General features: G+C 55.2%; 17 protein-coding genes. 6 read left to right on the top strand and 11 right to left on the bottom strand.

Annotated features, from left to right (window positions below; all coding sequences use genetic code 11):
- Window positions 1-5 precede the first annotated feature (5 nt).
- The gene (locus VO84_RS20045; RefSeq protein WP_058189561.1) at window positions 6-797 is read right to left on the bottom strand and encodes a hypothetical protein; all 792 of its coding nucleotides are present in this window, start codon (window positions 795-797) and stop codon (window positions 6-8) included.
- Between the two features lie 139 nt (window positions 798-936).
- Window positions 937-1260, bottom strand: a complete 324-nt coding sequence (gene cyaY, locus VO84_RS20040) for an iron donor protein CyaY (protein ID WP_058189560.1) — start codon at window positions 1258-1260, stop codon at window positions 937-939.
- A 191-nt stretch (window positions 1261-1451) separates the two neighbouring features.
- On the opposite strand from cyaY, the gene VO84_RS20035 reads away from it, so the two are divergent.
- Window positions 1452-2345 carry a hypothetical protein gene (locus tag VO84_RS20035; RefSeq protein ID WP_058189559.1) on the top strand — a complete coding sequence of 298 codons (894 nt, stop codon included), beginning with the start codon at window positions 1452-1454 and terminating at the stop codon, window positions 2343-2345.
- Between the two features lie 25 nt (window positions 2346-2370).
- Here VO84_RS20035 and VO84_RS20030 read toward each other — a convergent pair whose 3' ends face one another.
- Both VO84_RS20030 and VO84_RS20025 read right to left on the bottom strand, forming a co-directional pair.
- On the bottom strand, window positions 2371-2592 hold the full coding sequence (locus VO84_RS20030) for an exodeoxyribonuclease VII small subunit (RefSeq protein WP_058189558.1): 222 nt from the start codon (window positions 2590-2592) through the stop codon (window positions 2371-2373).
- A gap of 69 nt (window positions 2593-2661) precedes the next feature.
- The gene (locus tag VO84_RS20025; protein WP_058189910.1) at window positions 2662-3174 is read right to left on the bottom strand and encodes a GNAT family N-acetyltransferase; all 513 of its coding nucleotides are present in this window, start codon (window positions 3172-3174) and stop codon (window positions 2662-2664) included.
- Between the two features lie 68 nt (window positions 3175-3242).
- Here VO84_RS20025 and VO84_RS20020 point away from each other — a divergent pair, with 68 nt between their 5' ends.
- Window positions 3243-4661: a Gfo/Idh/MocA family protein gene (locus VO84_RS20020; RefSeq protein WP_058189557.1), complete on the top strand. Its 1419-nt coding sequence runs from the start codon at window positions 3243-3245 to the stop codon at window positions 4659-4661.
- Between the two features lies 1 nt (window position 4662).
- On the opposite strand, the gene VO84_RS20015 is transcribed toward VO84_RS20020, so the two are convergent.
- From VO84_RS20015 to VO84_RS20005, 3 genes are all read right to left on the bottom strand, one after another.
- Window positions 4663-5382 carry a hypothetical protein gene (locus tag VO84_RS20015; RefSeq protein WP_058189556.1) on the bottom strand — a complete coding sequence of 240 codons (720 nt, stop codon included), beginning with the start codon at window positions 5380-5382 and terminating at the stop codon, window positions 4663-4665.
- A 285-nt stretch (window positions 5383-5667) separates the two neighbouring features.
- Complete coding sequence (locus tag VO84_RS20010) at window positions 5668-6102, bottom strand: hypothetical protein (RefSeq protein WP_157440025.1); 435 nt, start codon at window positions 6100-6102, stop codon at window positions 5668-5670.
- Between the two features lie 328 nt (window positions 6103-6430).
- Complete coding sequence (locus tag VO84_RS20005; protein ID WP_058189554.1) at window positions 6431-6994, bottom strand: TetR/AcrR family transcriptional regulator; 564 nt, start codon at window positions 6992-6994, stop codon at window positions 6431-6433.
- Between the two features lie 176 nt (window positions 6995-7170).
- On the opposite strand from VO84_RS20005, the gene VO84_RS20000 reads away from it, so the two are divergent.
- On the top strand, window positions 7171-8070 hold the full coding sequence (locus VO84_RS20000) for an alpha/beta fold hydrolase (protein ID WP_058189553.1): 900 nt from the start codon (window positions 7171-7173) through the stop codon (window positions 8068-8070).
- A 53-nt stretch (window positions 8071-8123) separates the two neighbouring features.
- A complete protein-coding gene (locus tag VO84_RS19995; protein ID WP_058189552.1) occupies window positions 8124-8729 on the top strand; it encodes a pyridoxamine 5'-phosphate oxidase family protein in 606 nt (201 codons plus the stop codon).
- Window positions 8730-8896: 167 nt separating this feature from the next.
- Here the strand turns inward: VO84_RS19995 and VO84_RS19990 are convergent, their stop codons facing one another.
- A complete protein-coding gene (locus tag VO84_RS19990; RefSeq protein ID WP_058189551.1) occupies window positions 8897-9334 on the bottom strand; it encodes a MarR family winged helix-turn-helix transcriptional regulator in 438 nt (145 codons plus the stop codon).
- A 63-nt stretch (window positions 9335-9397) separates the two neighbouring features.
- Between VO84_RS19990 and VO84_RS19985 the strand changes: the two genes are divergently transcribed.
- Complete coding sequence (locus VO84_RS19985; RefSeq protein WP_058189550.1) at window positions 9398-10312, top strand: class I SAM-dependent methyltransferase; 915 nt, start codon at window positions 9398-9400, stop codon at window positions 10310-10312.
- Window positions 10313-10333: 21 nt separating this feature from the next.
- Here the strand turns inward: VO84_RS19985 and VO84_RS19980 are convergent, their stop codons facing one another.
- Complete coding sequence (locus VO84_RS19980) at window positions 10334-12013, bottom strand: tetratricopeptide repeat protein (protein ID WP_058189549.1); 1680 nt, start codon at window positions 12011-12013, stop codon at window positions 10334-10336.
- Between the two features lie 266 nt (window positions 12014-12279).
- On the opposite strand from VO84_RS19980, the gene VO84_RS19975 reads away from it, so the two are divergent.
- On the top strand, window positions 12280-12540 hold the full coding sequence (locus VO84_RS19975; protein WP_058189548.1) for a hypothetical protein: 261 nt from the start codon (window positions 12280-12282) through the stop codon (window positions 12538-12540).
- Here VO84_RS19975 and VO84_RS19970 read toward each other — a convergent pair.
- Complete coding sequence (locus VO84_RS19970; protein ID WP_058189547.1) at window positions 12513-14036, bottom strand: ricin-type beta-trefoil lectin domain protein; 1524 nt, start codon at window positions 14034-14036, stop codon at window positions 12513-12515. The two genes, VO84_RS19975 and VO84_RS19970, sit on opposite strands and share 28 nt — an antisense overlap.
- 408 nt (window positions 14037-14444) lie before the next feature.
- Window positions 14445-16241, bottom strand: coding sequence for a tetratricopeptide repeat protein (locus tag VO84_RS19965; protein WP_197414138.1), 1797 nt, complete (start codon window positions 16239-16241; stop codon window positions 14445-14447).
- Between the last annotated feature and the right edge of the window lie 192 nt (window positions 16242-16433).

Below are 16433 nucleotides of genomic sequence, written 5' to 3'. Positions count from 1 at the left end.
CCTCCTTATAGATCCGATAATGTGGGGAACGGGAAGGCGTGGGGTTCCGATATCTGACCGGTGGAACCTCCGCCGACAGGACCGGAGGTCGGCGCCCATTTGTTCCAGGCTGCCACAGCGCTTTGGAATTCAGTGTCCAGATCCTTCCAAGCAGGCGCGATAATGAACTTCTGGCCGACGCCATTGCTGTCGACGACCCAGCTCCAGAAGTAATAGCCGAGGATGCGGTTATCGCAGCCGCCCTGCCTGTCGCTATTGACGCAAACAGCGACATCTACGGCATAAAAGATTGTGCTCGGCCCCCATCCTCCAGGAGCGTCGTTTAAGGTGTTGGGTGTGCCGTTGCTGCCGACGACGTTATAGGTAGGGTCGAAGGTCCCGTCATTGTTCTGGCCATAGTAGCCTGATGCCCAGCCGATCAGAGGCTGCTGATCGATCATCCATCCATTCGCATCGGACCACTCGGTCGACTCGCCTTCACCCGCGAGGAACATCTGCTCGTCTACGTCATAGACGCGCACCATCTGGATCATGGCGTCAGTGGTGCATTGGCACTGCTTTCCGCAGTTTGCCGGGTTAAAGACAAACGAACTGCTCAAGGGGAAAGAATCTTTGGGCGATGCCGAAGTGTTGGGCGTGCCGGTAAATGTCCAGTTCCCGCACTCCAGAGTCGGCTGGCAGGCGGTGAGACAACCGGAGACGAGGCAGGCAAGCACTGCGAGACCGGCGAGCTTTAAAAGAAGCGGCCGGGGAGTCGATGTGGTCGCCAAGGTTCGATGCCGAATATTCGCTGGCATATCAACCCTCCAATTCGTTGGTCCATGTTTGTGTATGGACTAACTTCTGGATGGTGGCTGCGGATTCAGAATCGTTTCAGGAAGGTTACGAGCACGCGCGAGATGCGGACACGACTTAGTCAAGCGTGGCCAGACCTGCTCAGCCTGCGTGATACTCCCCAATCAGGCGATCGAGCAGAGGGATCAGCAGCTCACCTGTGCGAGGCAGAACGAATGCGGCGGAATCCGGGTTCCAGTCGAGCTTGAAGCTGGTGGAGAGCGCCGAAATCCACACCTGGCGCACCGGGGTGTTCGGTGTGATCACAAACTTGCCGCTTGCCTCTTCAAAGACGACATTTAGTACGCCGTTCTGCTCTTCGACCTCAAAGCCAGCAGCGTCGTCTTCTTCCTTTACGATCAAATGCTTTTTGAGAGCATCAATGGCGGTCTCGGCTGCGCGGCGAAATTCCTGTTCGTCCATCATGGAGCCAGTGTACAGGGCGAAAGGCAGGTGTTGATTAATCTGGTTCGCGTTTCTTCGGGAATTGCGGGGTTTGCGGGAGGTTTCATGGAAATTTCACTCGCCCCTTGTCAACCCTTTATCTGCATCCGCCGATACTGGCGCTGTAGACGAAATCCTCATCTAACCAATCTGACGGAGCCAGAGGAGGCCAGATGCAAGCCCAGATGCGCCAGTTCCCCACACGCGTGTTCTGCATCCTGACCGTAGCTCTCACCGCTGCAACGGGTGCAGCGCAGCAACCTCAATCCCCGGCACAATCTGAACCGCCAGTCACGCTGGTGCGCGAAGTGGTTTACAACGAGATGCACGATCATGAGCGGCACGGCTGGTGGCGCTACTGGATTGAAAAGCATGCGCCGAAGGAGACCTTACTGGAGGAGCAGGTGGAGACCTCCGACGGTCCGTTGACACGCGTGCAGCAGTTGAACGGACATCCGCTGGATGCGAAGGACCAGCAGCGGGAGGAGGCACGGCTGCAAACGCTGCTGAACTCCCCCTCGGAGCAGGCCAGCCTGAAACAAGCTTATATCGACGACGAAAAGCGGATTGGGCGCATTGTGGCGCTGCTTCCGGATGCGTTTCTCTATGAGGATAAAGGCGAGGAGAATGGCCTGCGGCATCTGCACTTCCGGCCTAACCCGAATTATCCGGCGCACTCGATTGAAGCGCGTATTTTTCATGCCATGAGCGGCGATCTTTGGATAGATGCGCGGATGAAGCGGATGGCAGGACTCAATGGACAGCTGATGGAGAATGTCGACTTTGGCTTTGGCATTCTGGGGCGGCTCTACAAGGGCGGATCGTTTGAACTACGGCGAACCCAGGTGAGCCAGACAGACTGGAAAACGGAGCACCTGGAAGTGCATATGAACGGACGCGCCATGCTGTTTAAAACTATTGCGCGAGAGACCAGCGAGGTGCGGGGCGGCTTCATCGCAGTGCCTGCTGCGATGAACCTGTCGCAGGGAATGCACCTGTTGAACGAAACCAACAGCGCAACATCGGCCAGCCGTTCGATAGCTGCGGCGGTTTTTGTGAAGCCCTGAAGGATTCGGAAGTGCTGGCCGGAAGCTACTTGTCCGTGGGAAAAGGCTCGGTTTTCAGCGAGCCGTCGCGCTGCCTGGTAAGCGTTTGTACCTTGCTTTCGGCCTCATCCAATTCCTTCTTGCATGTTGCGGAGAGGTCGACCCCCTGCTCGAAGAGTTTCAGCGAGTCTTCGAGCGGAAGGTCGCCTTTTTCCAGTTGTTCGACGATGGTTTCGAGCTTCTTGAGCGACTCTTCAAAGGTGGGCATGAGGGCTTGCTCCGCAATCGGTTCTCTTTATTGTAGGTCAGGCATTAAGCGTGCTCGTGACTCCTGCTTTTACTTTGCATCCAGTCTTCTGCGATAGCGAAAGTCCTGCACCATAACACCAAACATGGTTTCGCTTTTGTGCTTGCCATCCGCTGCCCATCCATCGATCTCGTAGAAGCGCGCGGCGCGCGTGTTCCCTTTGAGAAGCCAGAGGCAGGCATATTGAAATCCACGCTGCACAAGACGGTCTCGCGCAGCGACGATTAACGCTGCGCCAGTTCCGTGGCCCCATTGTTCGGGATCGACATGTAAAGCGCATAGTTCACCGTGGTCCGGAAGATCCTCATCGCGGGACGGCATCGTTGTGGCGAAGCCAAGGATCAGCGGGCCCTCGACAGCCACAATCGTGTAGGGCTTGCCCGGGTCCTGGTGTGTGAAATCGTAACTGTGCGCGCGGTCTTCCGGACGGAGTTGATCCAGATAATCCTGCGGCAGCAACGACCTGTAAGCGGCCTGCCAGGAGCGGACATGCACGCAGGCGATAGCCATTGCATCCGCGGGTTCTGCGGGGCGAAGAAGCATGACAGAGTATGGCATAAGGACGGGGCAAAATGTAGCGTGCTAGACTTGCGTCGACTTCGGAGATACTGATGCGAACCCCTCATACTGATTCCCTGTTTTCCCGTCGCAGCTTTGTGAAATCGGCCGGTGCCGCGGCAATGATCGCTTCCAGTCCGCTTGCGCGCGCGAGTCGCGTAGCGGCATCAGACCGCATTACCGTTGGAGTGATTGGCTGGGGAATGCAAGGGCCGAACAATACCAAGGGCTTTCTGGCGCAGGCTGACTGCCAGGTTGTGGCGGCGTGTGAGATTGATCCGAAGAAGATGGATGCCGCCGTGGGCACCATCAACGAGCACTACGGCAATACGGATTGCAAGCGATACCGCGATTTTAGAGAGATGATTGCGCGCGATGATATTGACGCGATCATGATTGCCATTCCGGACCAGTGGCACGCGTTTGTGGCTACGGAAGCAGCGAAGCGGAAGAAGGACATCTATGGCGAAAAGCCTCTGGCGAAGACGATCGCGGAGCAGCAGGCGATTGTTCGCGCGGTGCAGCAGAACAAGGTCATCTGGCAGACGGGGTCGTGGCAACGCTCGGTGCCGAGCTTTCACAGGGCGGCGGAGATTGTTCGCAATGGGCTGATTGGAAATGTGACGCACGTGGAGGTTGGTCTGCCGGGTGGGCATCATGATTTTCCGGGAACGCTGCCTGTGCTGGACAAGCGCCTTGCGAGCCTTGGGCCGAAGCCGCCTGCTCCGACAGAAATTGTGCCGGGGACGCCGGCGTGGGATCTGGCGGTTACGCCGCCGCCTGAGGGATTTGATTACGAGACGTGGATTGGCCCATCGAAGATGGAGCCGTATATCGATGTGCGCGTGTATCAGAACTGGCGGTGGAACTACAACACCGGCGGCGGGCAGCTAATGGACTGGATTGGACATCATGGTGACATTGCGCACTGGGGGCTTGGGTTCGATGTGACCGGGCCATCAGAGGTGCAGGCTTTTGGCGAGGCTCCGCCGGTGAATGCTGTCTGGAATACGGCTACGAAGTACACGGTGAATTGCCTGTATCGCAAGGACGTGACGGGTTATGCGAATGACGTGCATCTGACGATTGCAGGAGGCTCGGGCGCGATTCCGATGGGGACCAAGTGGATTGGTCCTGATGGTTGGGTATGGGTGGATCGCAGCGGGATCGATGCATCGAATCCTGAGTGGCTTAAGGGTGATTCCCTTCCCGACAATTTGCGCAAGGTGCGGCTGTATGAATCGACGCAGCACCAGCGGAACTTTCTGGACTGCGTGAAGTCGCGCAAGCCGACGATTACGCCGGTGGAGGTGGGACATCATTCGACGATTCCCGGCCATCTGGGACTGATCTCGATGCTGGTGGGCCGCAAGCTGCAATGGAATGTGACCCAAGAGCAGATTCTCAACGATCCTGAGGCGACTGCGCTGCTTTCACGGCCTTATCGCGGGCCCTGGAAGCTGAACGCATAATTCAGTTGTGGAAGATCTTCCAGACGGTGAGGATGTCTGTACCCTGCCCGAGCCCGAGCCTGGTATGCCTCTGTGCGTAGACGCGCCAATGTGTTCCAGTGCGGACACCCACGATGGTCACATCATTCGCATTCGCGGTATATCCGCTATGCGCGCCAAAAACTGTGCCCAGCCCGTGATGCAAAGCTCCATTGGCTCCTTGAAAATCTCCCTGAACGCTTTCATACAGCCCTGTACCGATAATGTCCTGCTCAAGCTGATCGCCTGTGTTTCCGCCGGTCGGCATCAGATGTGCCATTAAGACACTGTTCTGAAACGTATCGCAGAAGAACGAACATCCGTTGAGCATCGTGGTGACCATGATGTCAGCTCCCATTGAGGTGCTGACCTGCAAAGGCACCACGGCGCCCATATTGAACGGTATTGCCATCTGCGTCACTGCTATATGCCACACGGGAACCTGAATACTGTTCCCTATCAGAGATGGTTGATTGGGTGTAAACAGAAAGTTTTTTCTCTGGTGCATCCTGAACGTGCCTTGAACGGGAGAGCGGTCGTGCACAGTCTGTTGATTCTGATCCGTGAATCCGGTTCCGCCAAACCAGAATGTATGCTGGCTTGAGTTGATCGCGCCCATCGTTTCGCACTTCAGATAGTAGGTTCGGAGGAAATCTCTCGGATCTGAGCGGAGCTTGATCAGTGCCTCTTGAGGAGTCGGCATATTCACCCTCTCGGTTCACAAAAATCTGATCTCCTACAGTATCTCTGCAATCTTCGCGAGTCCAGATTACAAAGGTCCAATCTCTAACCTGTGCCCGCCAGCAATCTCTGTAACGGAGAGCCTCCCATTTTCCTCGGCAGCCTGGAAACCAAGAGGTTACCGCGCCTGGCGTTATCATTTTTTAAATGTGCTACTTGCAGTGAATTCTGCTATTTACCTTTTAAATAACAGAACAGGGTTACCAAATAAATAAAAAAATATGCACATTTGGCTGCAAGTGATTGATCAGGCAGCGGGTTGCGACGGAATTTGGGGGTGCCCCGATGTGTTCGCCTTTTCTGCGCCTTTGCCCCGACGGCCCCGATGCGCGGCGAGTGCGATTCTGGCTCCGGCGAGTAGCCTGGCACCATCTTTGTGGTTGATAGCATCGACGGTCATACCGTGAAGGACGCAAGCGATGTAGTCCTTGATGCCCTGGCGGGTGCTGATGTCGGGCATGGCATAGCGGTAGGCGGCAGATGCGGCGTTTCGCGTGTCGTAGTCTTCGCCGGCTTTGGCGAGTAGATCGGCCAGCCTATTGGCGTCCATGGCCGGGTTGTCGGGCGAGGGCAGGCGGAGCGATTTTGCGATATCGAGGAAGATGCGGTTGCGGGCGTCGCAGCAGCGCTGCACGACGGCAGACAGAGGCTCGTGCATGCACGGAGTCTTGTACATACTCATGGTGGTTTTCCTTGTTTATGAAGTTGTGTTGGGAGGCTTGGCGCGACTTTCCGGTTCGCAGAAAAACCGCTCTATATCTATTGTCCACAAATGGGGATAATTCTACGCAAAACGCGCGAGGTTTTTTGTTCTTTAGAATCAGCTATTTATAAGATATTTTTCGGGAAAGGGCTTGACAAGATTTCCACAGGGGGTGCAGCTGCCCTTCATGAATCGCTCAATGAGATCCGGTTTCCGGGTTGGTGATCAACCGACATTATTCAACTCAAGCGCGTTTCCCGGTACCTATTCACTTACTCTCAATCGCTTCTTCCATTGCTCCTCAGCATTATGCAACGGTCAGGAAGTCTGGCAATTGCTTCAGTGTTCTTTCGAAGGAGGCGCTTTCTCCAAGTACTCGAGAGATAACGAGAGCCCCTTCAATTCTCGCGATTGCTTCTTCGGCACGTATACGAGCATGTGCAACTGTCAGACCACCCTCCCTCGCGACCGCCGTAAAGGCGTCAAGCCACGCGTGGAGTGTTCCGCGCAATACCTCCTTCACCTCTTTGGAGGCTCCTGGGATCGACATCACGTCCAAGGTGCAGGATTTTTTGCCGCCAGCATAAAACTCACGCAACTGCTCGCACGCAAGCTGCACGCGTCTACGTGGAGACGTGCCAGCCGCACAGAGTGGCTTGAAGACGTGCTCGCGGATTATGGAGTCGACAGCACGCACCGTAGCCAGTGCGATCTCATCCTTCCCTCCCGGGAAACGATAGTACAGGCTCGCCTTTTCCAGTCCCATGGAATCCGCCAGCTGCTTCAGGCTCACACCATCGAAGCCGTATGTGCGAAAGAGGTCGAGCGCCCTCGTCATCATCTCTTCATCGCTAATCGTCTTGTGCGCCATGGTGCTCCTAGCTTTTTATACATGCCGAACCTTCGGTAGGGATACTTTTTCATAACAGAAAATGGAATCCATGAATCCTTACCGTTCGTTCGGTATCTATCTAACCAGAGGCGTTCGGTTTCAGTTATCGCTGACGGCCAAACGATTCACAAATCGCATCAGAGGGAGATTTGAACATGCCAACCATATTGGAAGTTCCCAAGGACTACCCTGTTCACTACTCAACTGCAAAGATCGGCAACCTGGACGTCTTCTATCGTGACGCAGGCCCGAAGGACGCTCCGGTCCTTCTCCTGCTGCATGGATTCCCGACTTCCTCCAACATGTTTCGCAACCTGATTTCTCGGCTCGCTGGTGCGTTTCGTGTTGTTGCGCCCGACTACCCTGGCTTTGGACTAACAACGATGCCTGATCACAAAGAGTTCTCGTACACCTTTGAGAACCTGATGAACGTTGTGGATGGTCTGGTCCAACATCTCGACCTGAAGCAGTATTCGATGTATGTGATGGACTATGGTGCGCCGATTGGGTATCGTCTTGCTCTCCGTCACCCCGAACGCGTTCAGGCTCTCATCATTCAGAACGGCAACGCGTATGACGAGGGGCTTCTGGAGTTCTGGGACCCTATCAAGAAATATTGGAACGAACCAACTCCCGAGAATCGTGAAGCAATTCGATTCCTGGTGGACCCTAAGTCTACGAGATGGCAGTACGAGAATGGTGCGAACGATACCAGCCTTCTGGATCCGACCACATGGATGTTGGACCAACTCGGCCTGGATCGACCCGGCAATGACGAGATTCAGCTCGATTTGTTTTATGACTACCGCACCAATGTGCCTCTCTATCCGGCTTTTCAGGAGTTCTTCCGCAAGTTGCAACCTCCCACACTCATTGTCTGGGGGAAGAATGATTTCATTTTCCCGGCTGCGGGTGCTCCACCGTACAGCCGCGATTTGAAGAATATCGAGACACACATGCTCGATACAGGGCATTTTGCCCTGGAGACACACTGTGACGAAATCGCAAGCCGTATTCACGGATTTCTGAACAAGAACGGCATCGCTCGCGACTAATTCACGCAACGGTGGGGCGGGACTCCAGAGTACCCGCCTCACAGGAGAAAGATATGGCTCATACTTTTGGCTCGCTCGCGTTCACTACGGTAGTGAAGGAGCTACAAGAGCGCTATGGAAGCAGGCGGCAATATGAACGGCTTGCGGCACAGGGCGCGTCGTATCAGGGACTGGGTCCTGACGAACGAGAATTCATAGGCGAACGTGACAGCTTTTATATGGCAAGCATCGGTAGTACTGGTTGGCCGTATGTGCAGCATCGAGGCGGACCGAAAGGATTTCTGAAGGTTCTGGACAACCAGACAATCGCGTTCGGAGATTATCGTGGGAATAAGCAGTACATCAGTACGGGAAATCTCCTGACGGACGACCGTGTCGCACTGATTCTCGTTGACTATCCACGCCAGGCACGCCTGAAGATACTAGGGCACGCAAAGATCACGGAGAGGGCTGAGGCCAGAAATCTTCTTGAGGTGGTTCGGGATGAGGAGAATATCTTCGTGGAACGCGTATACGTGATCCATGTCGATGCGTTTGACTGGAATTGTCAGCAACACATTACTCCACGATTTACCGTGGATGAGATTCGCACGATCCTGGCCCCGTTCGAGGAACGTCTTCAAACCTTAGAAGCTGAGAATGCTCGTCTCCGCACGTAGCTAGTATCGAAACGTTCGAAGACGGAGCGTCTCGTCAGTGATTGGCCAGATGACGGGAAGCTGTTACTTGGAGCTAATCTCGCTTGTATTCAGGCTCGATGAGTAATAGTGGTTGGAAAGCGTGGCTGAAACATTGGGACCCGTTGGTTGCGAAACGGACGGCGCTCCTACTCCTCTACTTCGCCAAGAAGATTGCTTACACGGACGATGGTATCTATCTGTTGCTGCGTGAGTCGCGACAAGAGGTTTCGTCGAACTGAGTCCGCGTGTATGGGGCGGGCAGCGTCCAGCTTTTCTCTACCGACTTTGGTAAGGACGATGAGGACCGTTTTTCCGTCTATACGGCGGCGCTCAATCAGCGAGCGTTCCTGCATTCGCGTGAGCTGATGCGAGAGGCGACTCTTATCCCAGTTCAACATGCCGGCCAGTGCTTGTTGCCGCATCTCACCCTTGCCTGCGAGGCGAAACAGGACACCGAATTCAGGACCAGAGAGCCCGGTGGCCTGGGTGATGTCGCGCCCGACGCGGCCGAGCACATCTTCATGCATGAGCCTGAAGGCATGCCAGATGCGAAACTCCTGCGGGGATAACTGTTTTGCCGTCATGTCTGTGCCAAGACTATCAATCTCAGGTTGACATGACAACTATTCCTGTTTAAGGTGGTTGATATGTCAACCATGGCCGCCTGCATTCCGCATGAGGATGAAGTCCAATGCTGCAACGATCTGCACGCGTTGCTGTGCGCTCTGGAGGCTGATTCTTCCCTGTTTTTGCCCACCCGACTGCGAGAGCGCCTGGTTGCGCTGGACGACGTTGATGCCGGATTTGGAGGCTTCGATTCCGAGGATTCCGCTGGATGTACGGATTCACGAGTGCATCAGCGCGCGAAGGCGCTCAGGATACGGCTCGAAGCCGCAAACATGGAACTCTACCAGTCGGTGCGCTCCGATATTGTTCGCGGCGATCAACCGCGCGCGCTTCTTCCGTGGCTCGGGGGTTCGGCGAGCGGTAGCGAACCGGGAAGCCCGTTGCCCGGCCTGGGCTTTGACTACAGGGACGAACTGGTGAGCGGAGTTCTTCAACTGCCTGAACCAGATGAGACAGACCGGCAAACGTCAGCGGAGATGGTTCCCTACCAGCCAACGCCGGTGCGCCATATCCTCGACCTGATTGCAGCGGTTGCGGAAGAGGATGTCTTTGTCGATCTCGGCTCGGGACTGGGGCATGTGCCGATCCTGGTGTCGATGATGACCGGAGCGCAGAGCCTTGGTGTTGAGGTGCAGGCGGCTTATGTCGCCAGTGCTCAAAAGTGCGCTGAAAGCCTTCGCCTGAGCCGCGTGCAATTCATTGCGCAGGACGCGCGCGATGCTGATCTTTCGCGCGGCACCATCTTTTATCTGTATTCGCCTTTCAAAGGCTCGATATTGGCTGATGTATTGAGCGCGCTGCGAAGGGAGAGTATGAGCAGGCCTATCAAGATTTGCTCACTCGGTCCATGCACCCGGAGAGTTTCAAACGAGAGATGGCTGAAGGCGAGCGCGTTGTCTGATGCGGGGCGCATTCGCGTCTTTGAGTCTCTGTGAGCATATTGTGTGCCAGTGCGCTTATCGAAGATACATGGCTGCGGAGCGTGCTTCGAGTGCTTCTGCTTCTGCTTCTGCCGGGCGATTCAGCTTGCGCAACAGGGCGGCATAGTTCATCAGAGTTTGGGCCGCTTGAGGATTCCGGGAACGGTTGGTCTTTTCCCATGCGTTGAGGGAGCGGATGTAAAGCGCTTCGGACTGATCGTACTTTTCCTCGTCTCGAAGCATGGTGGCGTAGTTGTTTAGCAGCTCAGCGATTTTGGGATTCCCGGGAGGCATCTTCAAATCGCTGACTGCCTGCAGGGACTGCTCAAAGACGGGCGCGGCCGCTGTTGTATCACCCTTTTCGCGATAGATTTCCGCGAGCTCGATCTGGCTGAGCCAGGGAAAGATGGATGGGCTGCCCGAAGTCGCGTTCTGCTTTTCAAACTTTGAATCTGCGATCTGCCGGCCGACGGTTTCCGATTGGCGAATGGTGGCCAGCGCATCGTCGTAGCGATGATCGTTGCGATAGATGCGGGCAAACTCGATGAGGTCTTGGTCCAGATTCATGTTTGCGAGTTCAGACTTTTGCGTTGAGGCGGCTTTCTTTTCTTCCGCAGTGATGATCTGTTTGTACATGGCCTCAGCCTCAGGGTATTTGCCTGCGCCAGCGTAGGCTCTTGCCAGATCTTTATAGCAACGGAAGACTTCTGCCTGGTCTGGCCGACGGACCGGGATGCCGGTCGACGGCATCATTCCCTGCGTAAGAATCAAGAGGGGAAGTTGTGGAACCATGATCGCGTAGTTCACGCCTGTCTCCAGATTTTTGCGCCTGCGGACCGAGGGTGAATCGGGAGCATTGATCTTTTCGGTGATCTCAAGCCTGCGCTGCAGGAGCGGCAATGCAGCTTCGTACTTCCCTTCACTGGCATAGAGGCCGGAGAGCTGGTCGAGGTCAATGGCGACGACGAAACTCTCAGGGCCGGAGTTTTTTTCGTCCATCTTGATGATGCGGGTCAGCAGCGGCTCAGCTTGCAGGGATCGATCGGTGCGCTGATAGAGAGATGCCATATCTCTGAGTGCGAATTTCAAATCCTGATCGGATGCGCCGAGAGATTCTCTGAGCTCCAGAATTGCGCTGCGGATATGTTCCTGGCCTGTGATGTTGGACTCGTGCACGCGCAGGCTGCTCGCCGTTTCGTCCATGTCTTTCAGAACTGAGGGGTCGATTGGTTTGGCGGCCTTCTTCAGAATGGCTAACGAACGACTCCAGAGCGGGGCGGCTTGATCGGGTTGATTGCGGAGTTCATAGCTGAGGGACTGGCTGATTAACGCGTAGGCCAGGCGGGGGTCTTCGGGGCCTACTGCTGCTTCCGTTAAAACGGCTTGTTGCTGCAAGGCGTCTTCTGCTTGGGCAGACTTCGATTCCCTGCTGTATACCTCTGCGAGTTTGCCGAGGGTTTGTGCCGTGCGCAGATCAGGCGCTGGAAATGACTGAGCTTGAACGACGGCGGCTTGAAATTCCTTTTCTGCCTTTGCGTTGTTGAGGGATTGCAGGGCCTTCTCGCCGGCCTTCATGTGGGCGTCCCAGTCAGCTGCTTGAGGCCATACGCTGATCGGCGTGAGAGCCAGGAAGAGGATGAAAGCGAGTTTGAAGGGGAGTTTCGAGGCTGAGGTGCGAGTCGTCCAAATTCGAGTCGTCAGAATGCGAGTCTTCAAGGGGATACTTCCTCTCCGCAATGAGACATTTGCAATGAATTGATCCGGAGCGCGAGCCTACAGCACACCATCCAGAAATTCGGCCTAAGGCTAACCCCTTGACTGAAGAGGCTAGCCCTCTTGTATGTGCGTGTCAAAGGCAAATCGCTTCCGGCGCTACTGAATGCGCCGTGTTGCGGGGTGTTGTTGTGAATGAAGTACAGAAGTGATATTTTTCCGGGCGTTGGTTCATACCGAAAATTTCACGGCATAGACGGAGTAGCGAAATGTCTCAGACTTACACTTATGGGAATACAGTGCTGTCACTGTGGCAGGCTTCTGTTGCGGAAGTGCAGCGGCGGCATGTGAGCGTTCAGAGCCGGATGGCTCCGGCGACCAGCCAGAGAGTGGCTATTGCGGCACAGCCTGCGCCGGCTGATCTGATGGCGCCGGTCGGCGGGAGTGCTGTCCCACCCATGCGCGATAAGGTCGCGCATGGGTGGGGCACCCGGCAAACGCTTTATCGCGTGGAGTACCAGCGAACGTAGTCGACCCGCATCGGCCCGGGGTTGGTTAGATTGGCGGTCGATCCACCGAGGGTACCGCCGATGGCTTCATTCAAGAGGATGAAAATCGGTTGATTGAATGCCCACACATCTCCTGAGGGAAGGCTGGCGGGAGTGGTGGTGAAGAATGGCTTGGTTGGGTCGTCCACATAGAACTGGATCTTGTCTGGCGACCAGATGATTCCATAGACGTGGAAGGCTGTGTTGACTGCCTCTCCGGTGGGAAACAGGAAGCGGTTCGAAAGTCCGTCTCCGCCGGTAAGTTCTGTGTGGATTGTGGAGTTTTCGCCTGTGTCTCCGGCTCCGTTGAAGACCTGCGGCGACCAGTCTTCCAGAATGTCTATTTCTCCGGTAGTTGGCCAGGGAACACCACTGTTACTGTTGTTGCCGAGCGCCCAGAAGGCGGGCCATATTCCCTGATTGGTGAGATCAGGCAGTTCGATTCTGGCCTCAAGAATGCCGTATTGGAAGGTCTGCCCTCCATCGGTATTCAGGCGAGCGGATATCCACGTTCCATTTACATTTCTGGGCTGGATGACGAGATGGCCGTTGCCATCGATGTAGACCGGAGCGGTGGAAGTACTGAACTTTGTGGGACACTGGCTCGGATTTCCTTCGACTCCTGGAGGTCCGCAATACACCTCAGCTTCGTTGTTTCCCCAGCCGTTGTTGTTTCCGAGGTCGAAGTTCCAGGCATCCGTGGATGGCGGACGTGCCGGACCCTCGAACTCCTGGCACCAGGTGGGTCTGTAGCTGACTCCTGCAACCGTCATGTCGCCAATCCCGTTGCAGGGGCTGGCGGCAAGGCCGCCTTTGCCGGTGTTGCTGCTGTTGGTTTCCACAGCCAGCGACCATAGCTGGCTGCTGGAGCCGGTGCATGTATCCACCACGACAGCGCTGCCTACGGCTCTTCCGCTCGCGGTAAGGCAAAGATTGGTGCTGTTGGCGACCTGGAATTCGTAGAATTTCCCGATGAGTATCGGATCCCAAGCCTGTTCGGGAGTGCCCGCGCAGGCATCCAGACCCACTGGCGCACCGCTGGTGCTTCCCGAGACGGTCATGCAATTGGGACCAAGTGCAGCGAAGTTATAAAAACCGGACGGCGACACACCGGTATTGTTCAATGACCACATCTGCGCGCCGGTACTGTTCGAAGTGTAGATATCGAGCGGATTCCCTGCTCCGGTGCCTGCGCCTGAGTCATCGAGGACCAAGGTTGGTGCGTTCTGCGGGCTCAGAGTGAAGCCGCCAATGCTGATGGGGGCGCTGCCGGCCTCACCGGTTCGGTCGACGTTGGCGCAATCGGCAGTTACGGAACATATTTGACGGTGAATTGCTGCGCCTGGGAAGCCGTCGTGGTTTCCCAAAGCTGAGTTTTGCGCCAGAAGCGAGCAGCTACCTGAAAAAAGCGCTCCGGCCATCAGACAATACCCAAGCCTGCCCTTGAGCGCGGCTTGTGCTTTGCGTTTCAAAATCATAGTGATTTCCTTCCTTGGGGATGTGTTTAACGCAATCTGAGCAGGCGAGCTTTGAAAAAGTCGATTTCAAGAATGTTTGATTTTGGGGTGCGATTTGTTTTGCCAGAATTCTTCGCAGCCTCGCGGATCGGTTGAAGAAGGGCCGCTCTCTTCCGGTCAGAACCTCAACTGCTTCGTCGAGGTTGATCACTCGGTGGAGTTGCTGCGGTCGCGTAACGGCATATGCAGCATGAATGGGCCACGCCATAACTGGCCGCCTTTCTAACATGGCCTTGAAATGGTTGGCAAATGAAATTTTGGGGCGATGATTTTGGAACCAAGAGCATCTACGAAAATCCCACTGGTCGCTGTTCACCGTCGTAAAATCTGTGTCTCCGAAAATCTGTGTCTCCGAGATGGCTGACTTTTCTAAAAAGAAGGTGCGGGGAGGCCAAGTTCAGCAAATTCGTTTGCGACGTCAGGATCGATTGCCTTTGCTGCGCCAATATCTCGCTGTGATGCGGCTCGATCGCCATTTTTGAATTCAGCGAGTCCGCGGCCGTACAAGGAGCTTTCGATTCTGGGATTGATGGCTAGGGCTGCGTTGTAGTCCGCGATGGCAGCGTCCATCTTATTCATCTTCAGATACACGGTTCCTCGATCATCCAGCGCCAGAGGGTTATTTTTTTGCATCTGAAGAGCGAGGTTGCAATCGTCCAATGCGCCTTCCAAATCTCCAAGTACAACGCGCAGTGCACAGCGGCTGATTCGAGGTGCGATTTTATCCGGCCTGAGTGCAAGCGCACGATCAAAATCAGGCGCAGCGCTTTGGTACTGCTTTTGGAACACGTATGCCATGCCTCGATTGTTGTAGGCGAGCTCATCCTTCGGCCTCAACTTGATTGCTTCATCAAAATCCTGAACGGCGCGGTGATAATTTTCCTGATGGGCGTATGTGATGCCTCGGTTGTTGAGTGAGCAAGTGTTTGCTTCCTTCAGGCGGATGGCCTCATCGAAGTCCTGAATGGCCTGATCGAATTTATGTTTGCGATCATAAGCAAGGCCGCGATTGTTGAATGCAGGCTCATACTCCGGCTTCAAACTGATCGCCTGACTGTAGTCCTGAATCGCCAGATCATACTGACGCTTTTCGCGGTATGCGTTTCCGCGGTCGTAAAATGCGAATGCATCGTCGGGCTTGATACGGAGTGCGAGATCAAACTTCTGGATTGCGCGATCATAGGCTCCGCTATCACTGTATGTGTTACCGAGATTGACGAGAGCGTTTTCGTAGGTTGGGTCAATTTTGACTGCGTCCTCATAATCCTGCTCAGCCAGTTCGTTTTCGCCCTTCATTTCATACGCGATTCCGCGATCAAAATGCGCGAGCTGAGAATCCGGCTGCAACTCCAGCGCATTGCTGTAGTCCTGAATGGCCAAGTCATACTGACTTTTGGATTGATACGCGCGACCGCGGTTAATCAGAGGAAGCTCGCTCTTAGGTGCGAGTCGGATGGCTTCTTTGAAATCCTTGACGGCGCGGTCGTAGTCGCCGCTTGCTGCGAATGTAAAGCCGCGATTGTTCCAAGCCGACGCAAACCCGGGATTAAGGCGGATGGCTTCATCGAAGTCCTGGATTGCGGAGTCGAGCTCACTGCTGGATGGGTCCAAGTCTGTGCCTGAGGAAGGCGGTGGCTCGTGTTTCTGATCCGAGGCTGCGTCTTCGATGCCAGCCTCTCGAATGGCGGGCGCAGCCGCACCTTTTGCGTTGTAGGCGATTCCATGCTCGCTCACGGCATCTTCATCCGATTTGAGCTGCACGGATTGATTGAGGCTTTGCTTTGCATGACTGTGCCGGGCGAGGCACAGTTTGGCTACGCCACGGTCATAGAATGCGACTGCGTTGCCCGGCTCAAGCCGAATTGCTTCGTTGTAATCCTGGATCGCGCGGCTGCAATCATCCTTTAGTTGATATTCGATACCGCGGTTTACAAAGACTGTGGCCAGTCGCGCTCCGCTCTCGTGGCCGGACTCAATAACTTCAGTACAGGTTTGGATCGCCTGCTCGCCTTTCGCCTCCTGACAATCCTTCCAGGCATCATTTGCCGTTTGTGCTGCAAGTGCGGATGTGAGGAAAGTGATGGCTGCAAATATCTGGAGAAGCCGCGCATTGACGTGTTTCAACGAAATTGAGTCCGGGGCAAGAAGGGGCTTGGGTCGATCCACGGGCATTCCTCCATCGGCAATCTTAATCTTGTAGTGGGTAAGTGAGAACGATGCTACACGAACGGGGTTACCCCATGATCTGCGGCTTTTAGAGCCGGGAAAATAATAGCAAGGCGGCCGCAGATCCTTCACTTCGCCTGCAGAAGACGGCTACGTTCAGGATGACAACACTTGTGGGAGATTGGGCGGGAG

The organism is Occallatibacter gabretensis (genome assembly GCF_001449115.1).
GTDB classification, from domain to species: Bacteria; Acidobacteriota; Terriglobia; order Terriglobales; family Acidobacteriaceae; genus Telmatobacter; species Telmatobacter gabretensis.
The sequence above is the reverse complement of the archived record's forward strand: the minus strand, read 5'-3'. Positions and strand labels throughout refer to the sequence as shown.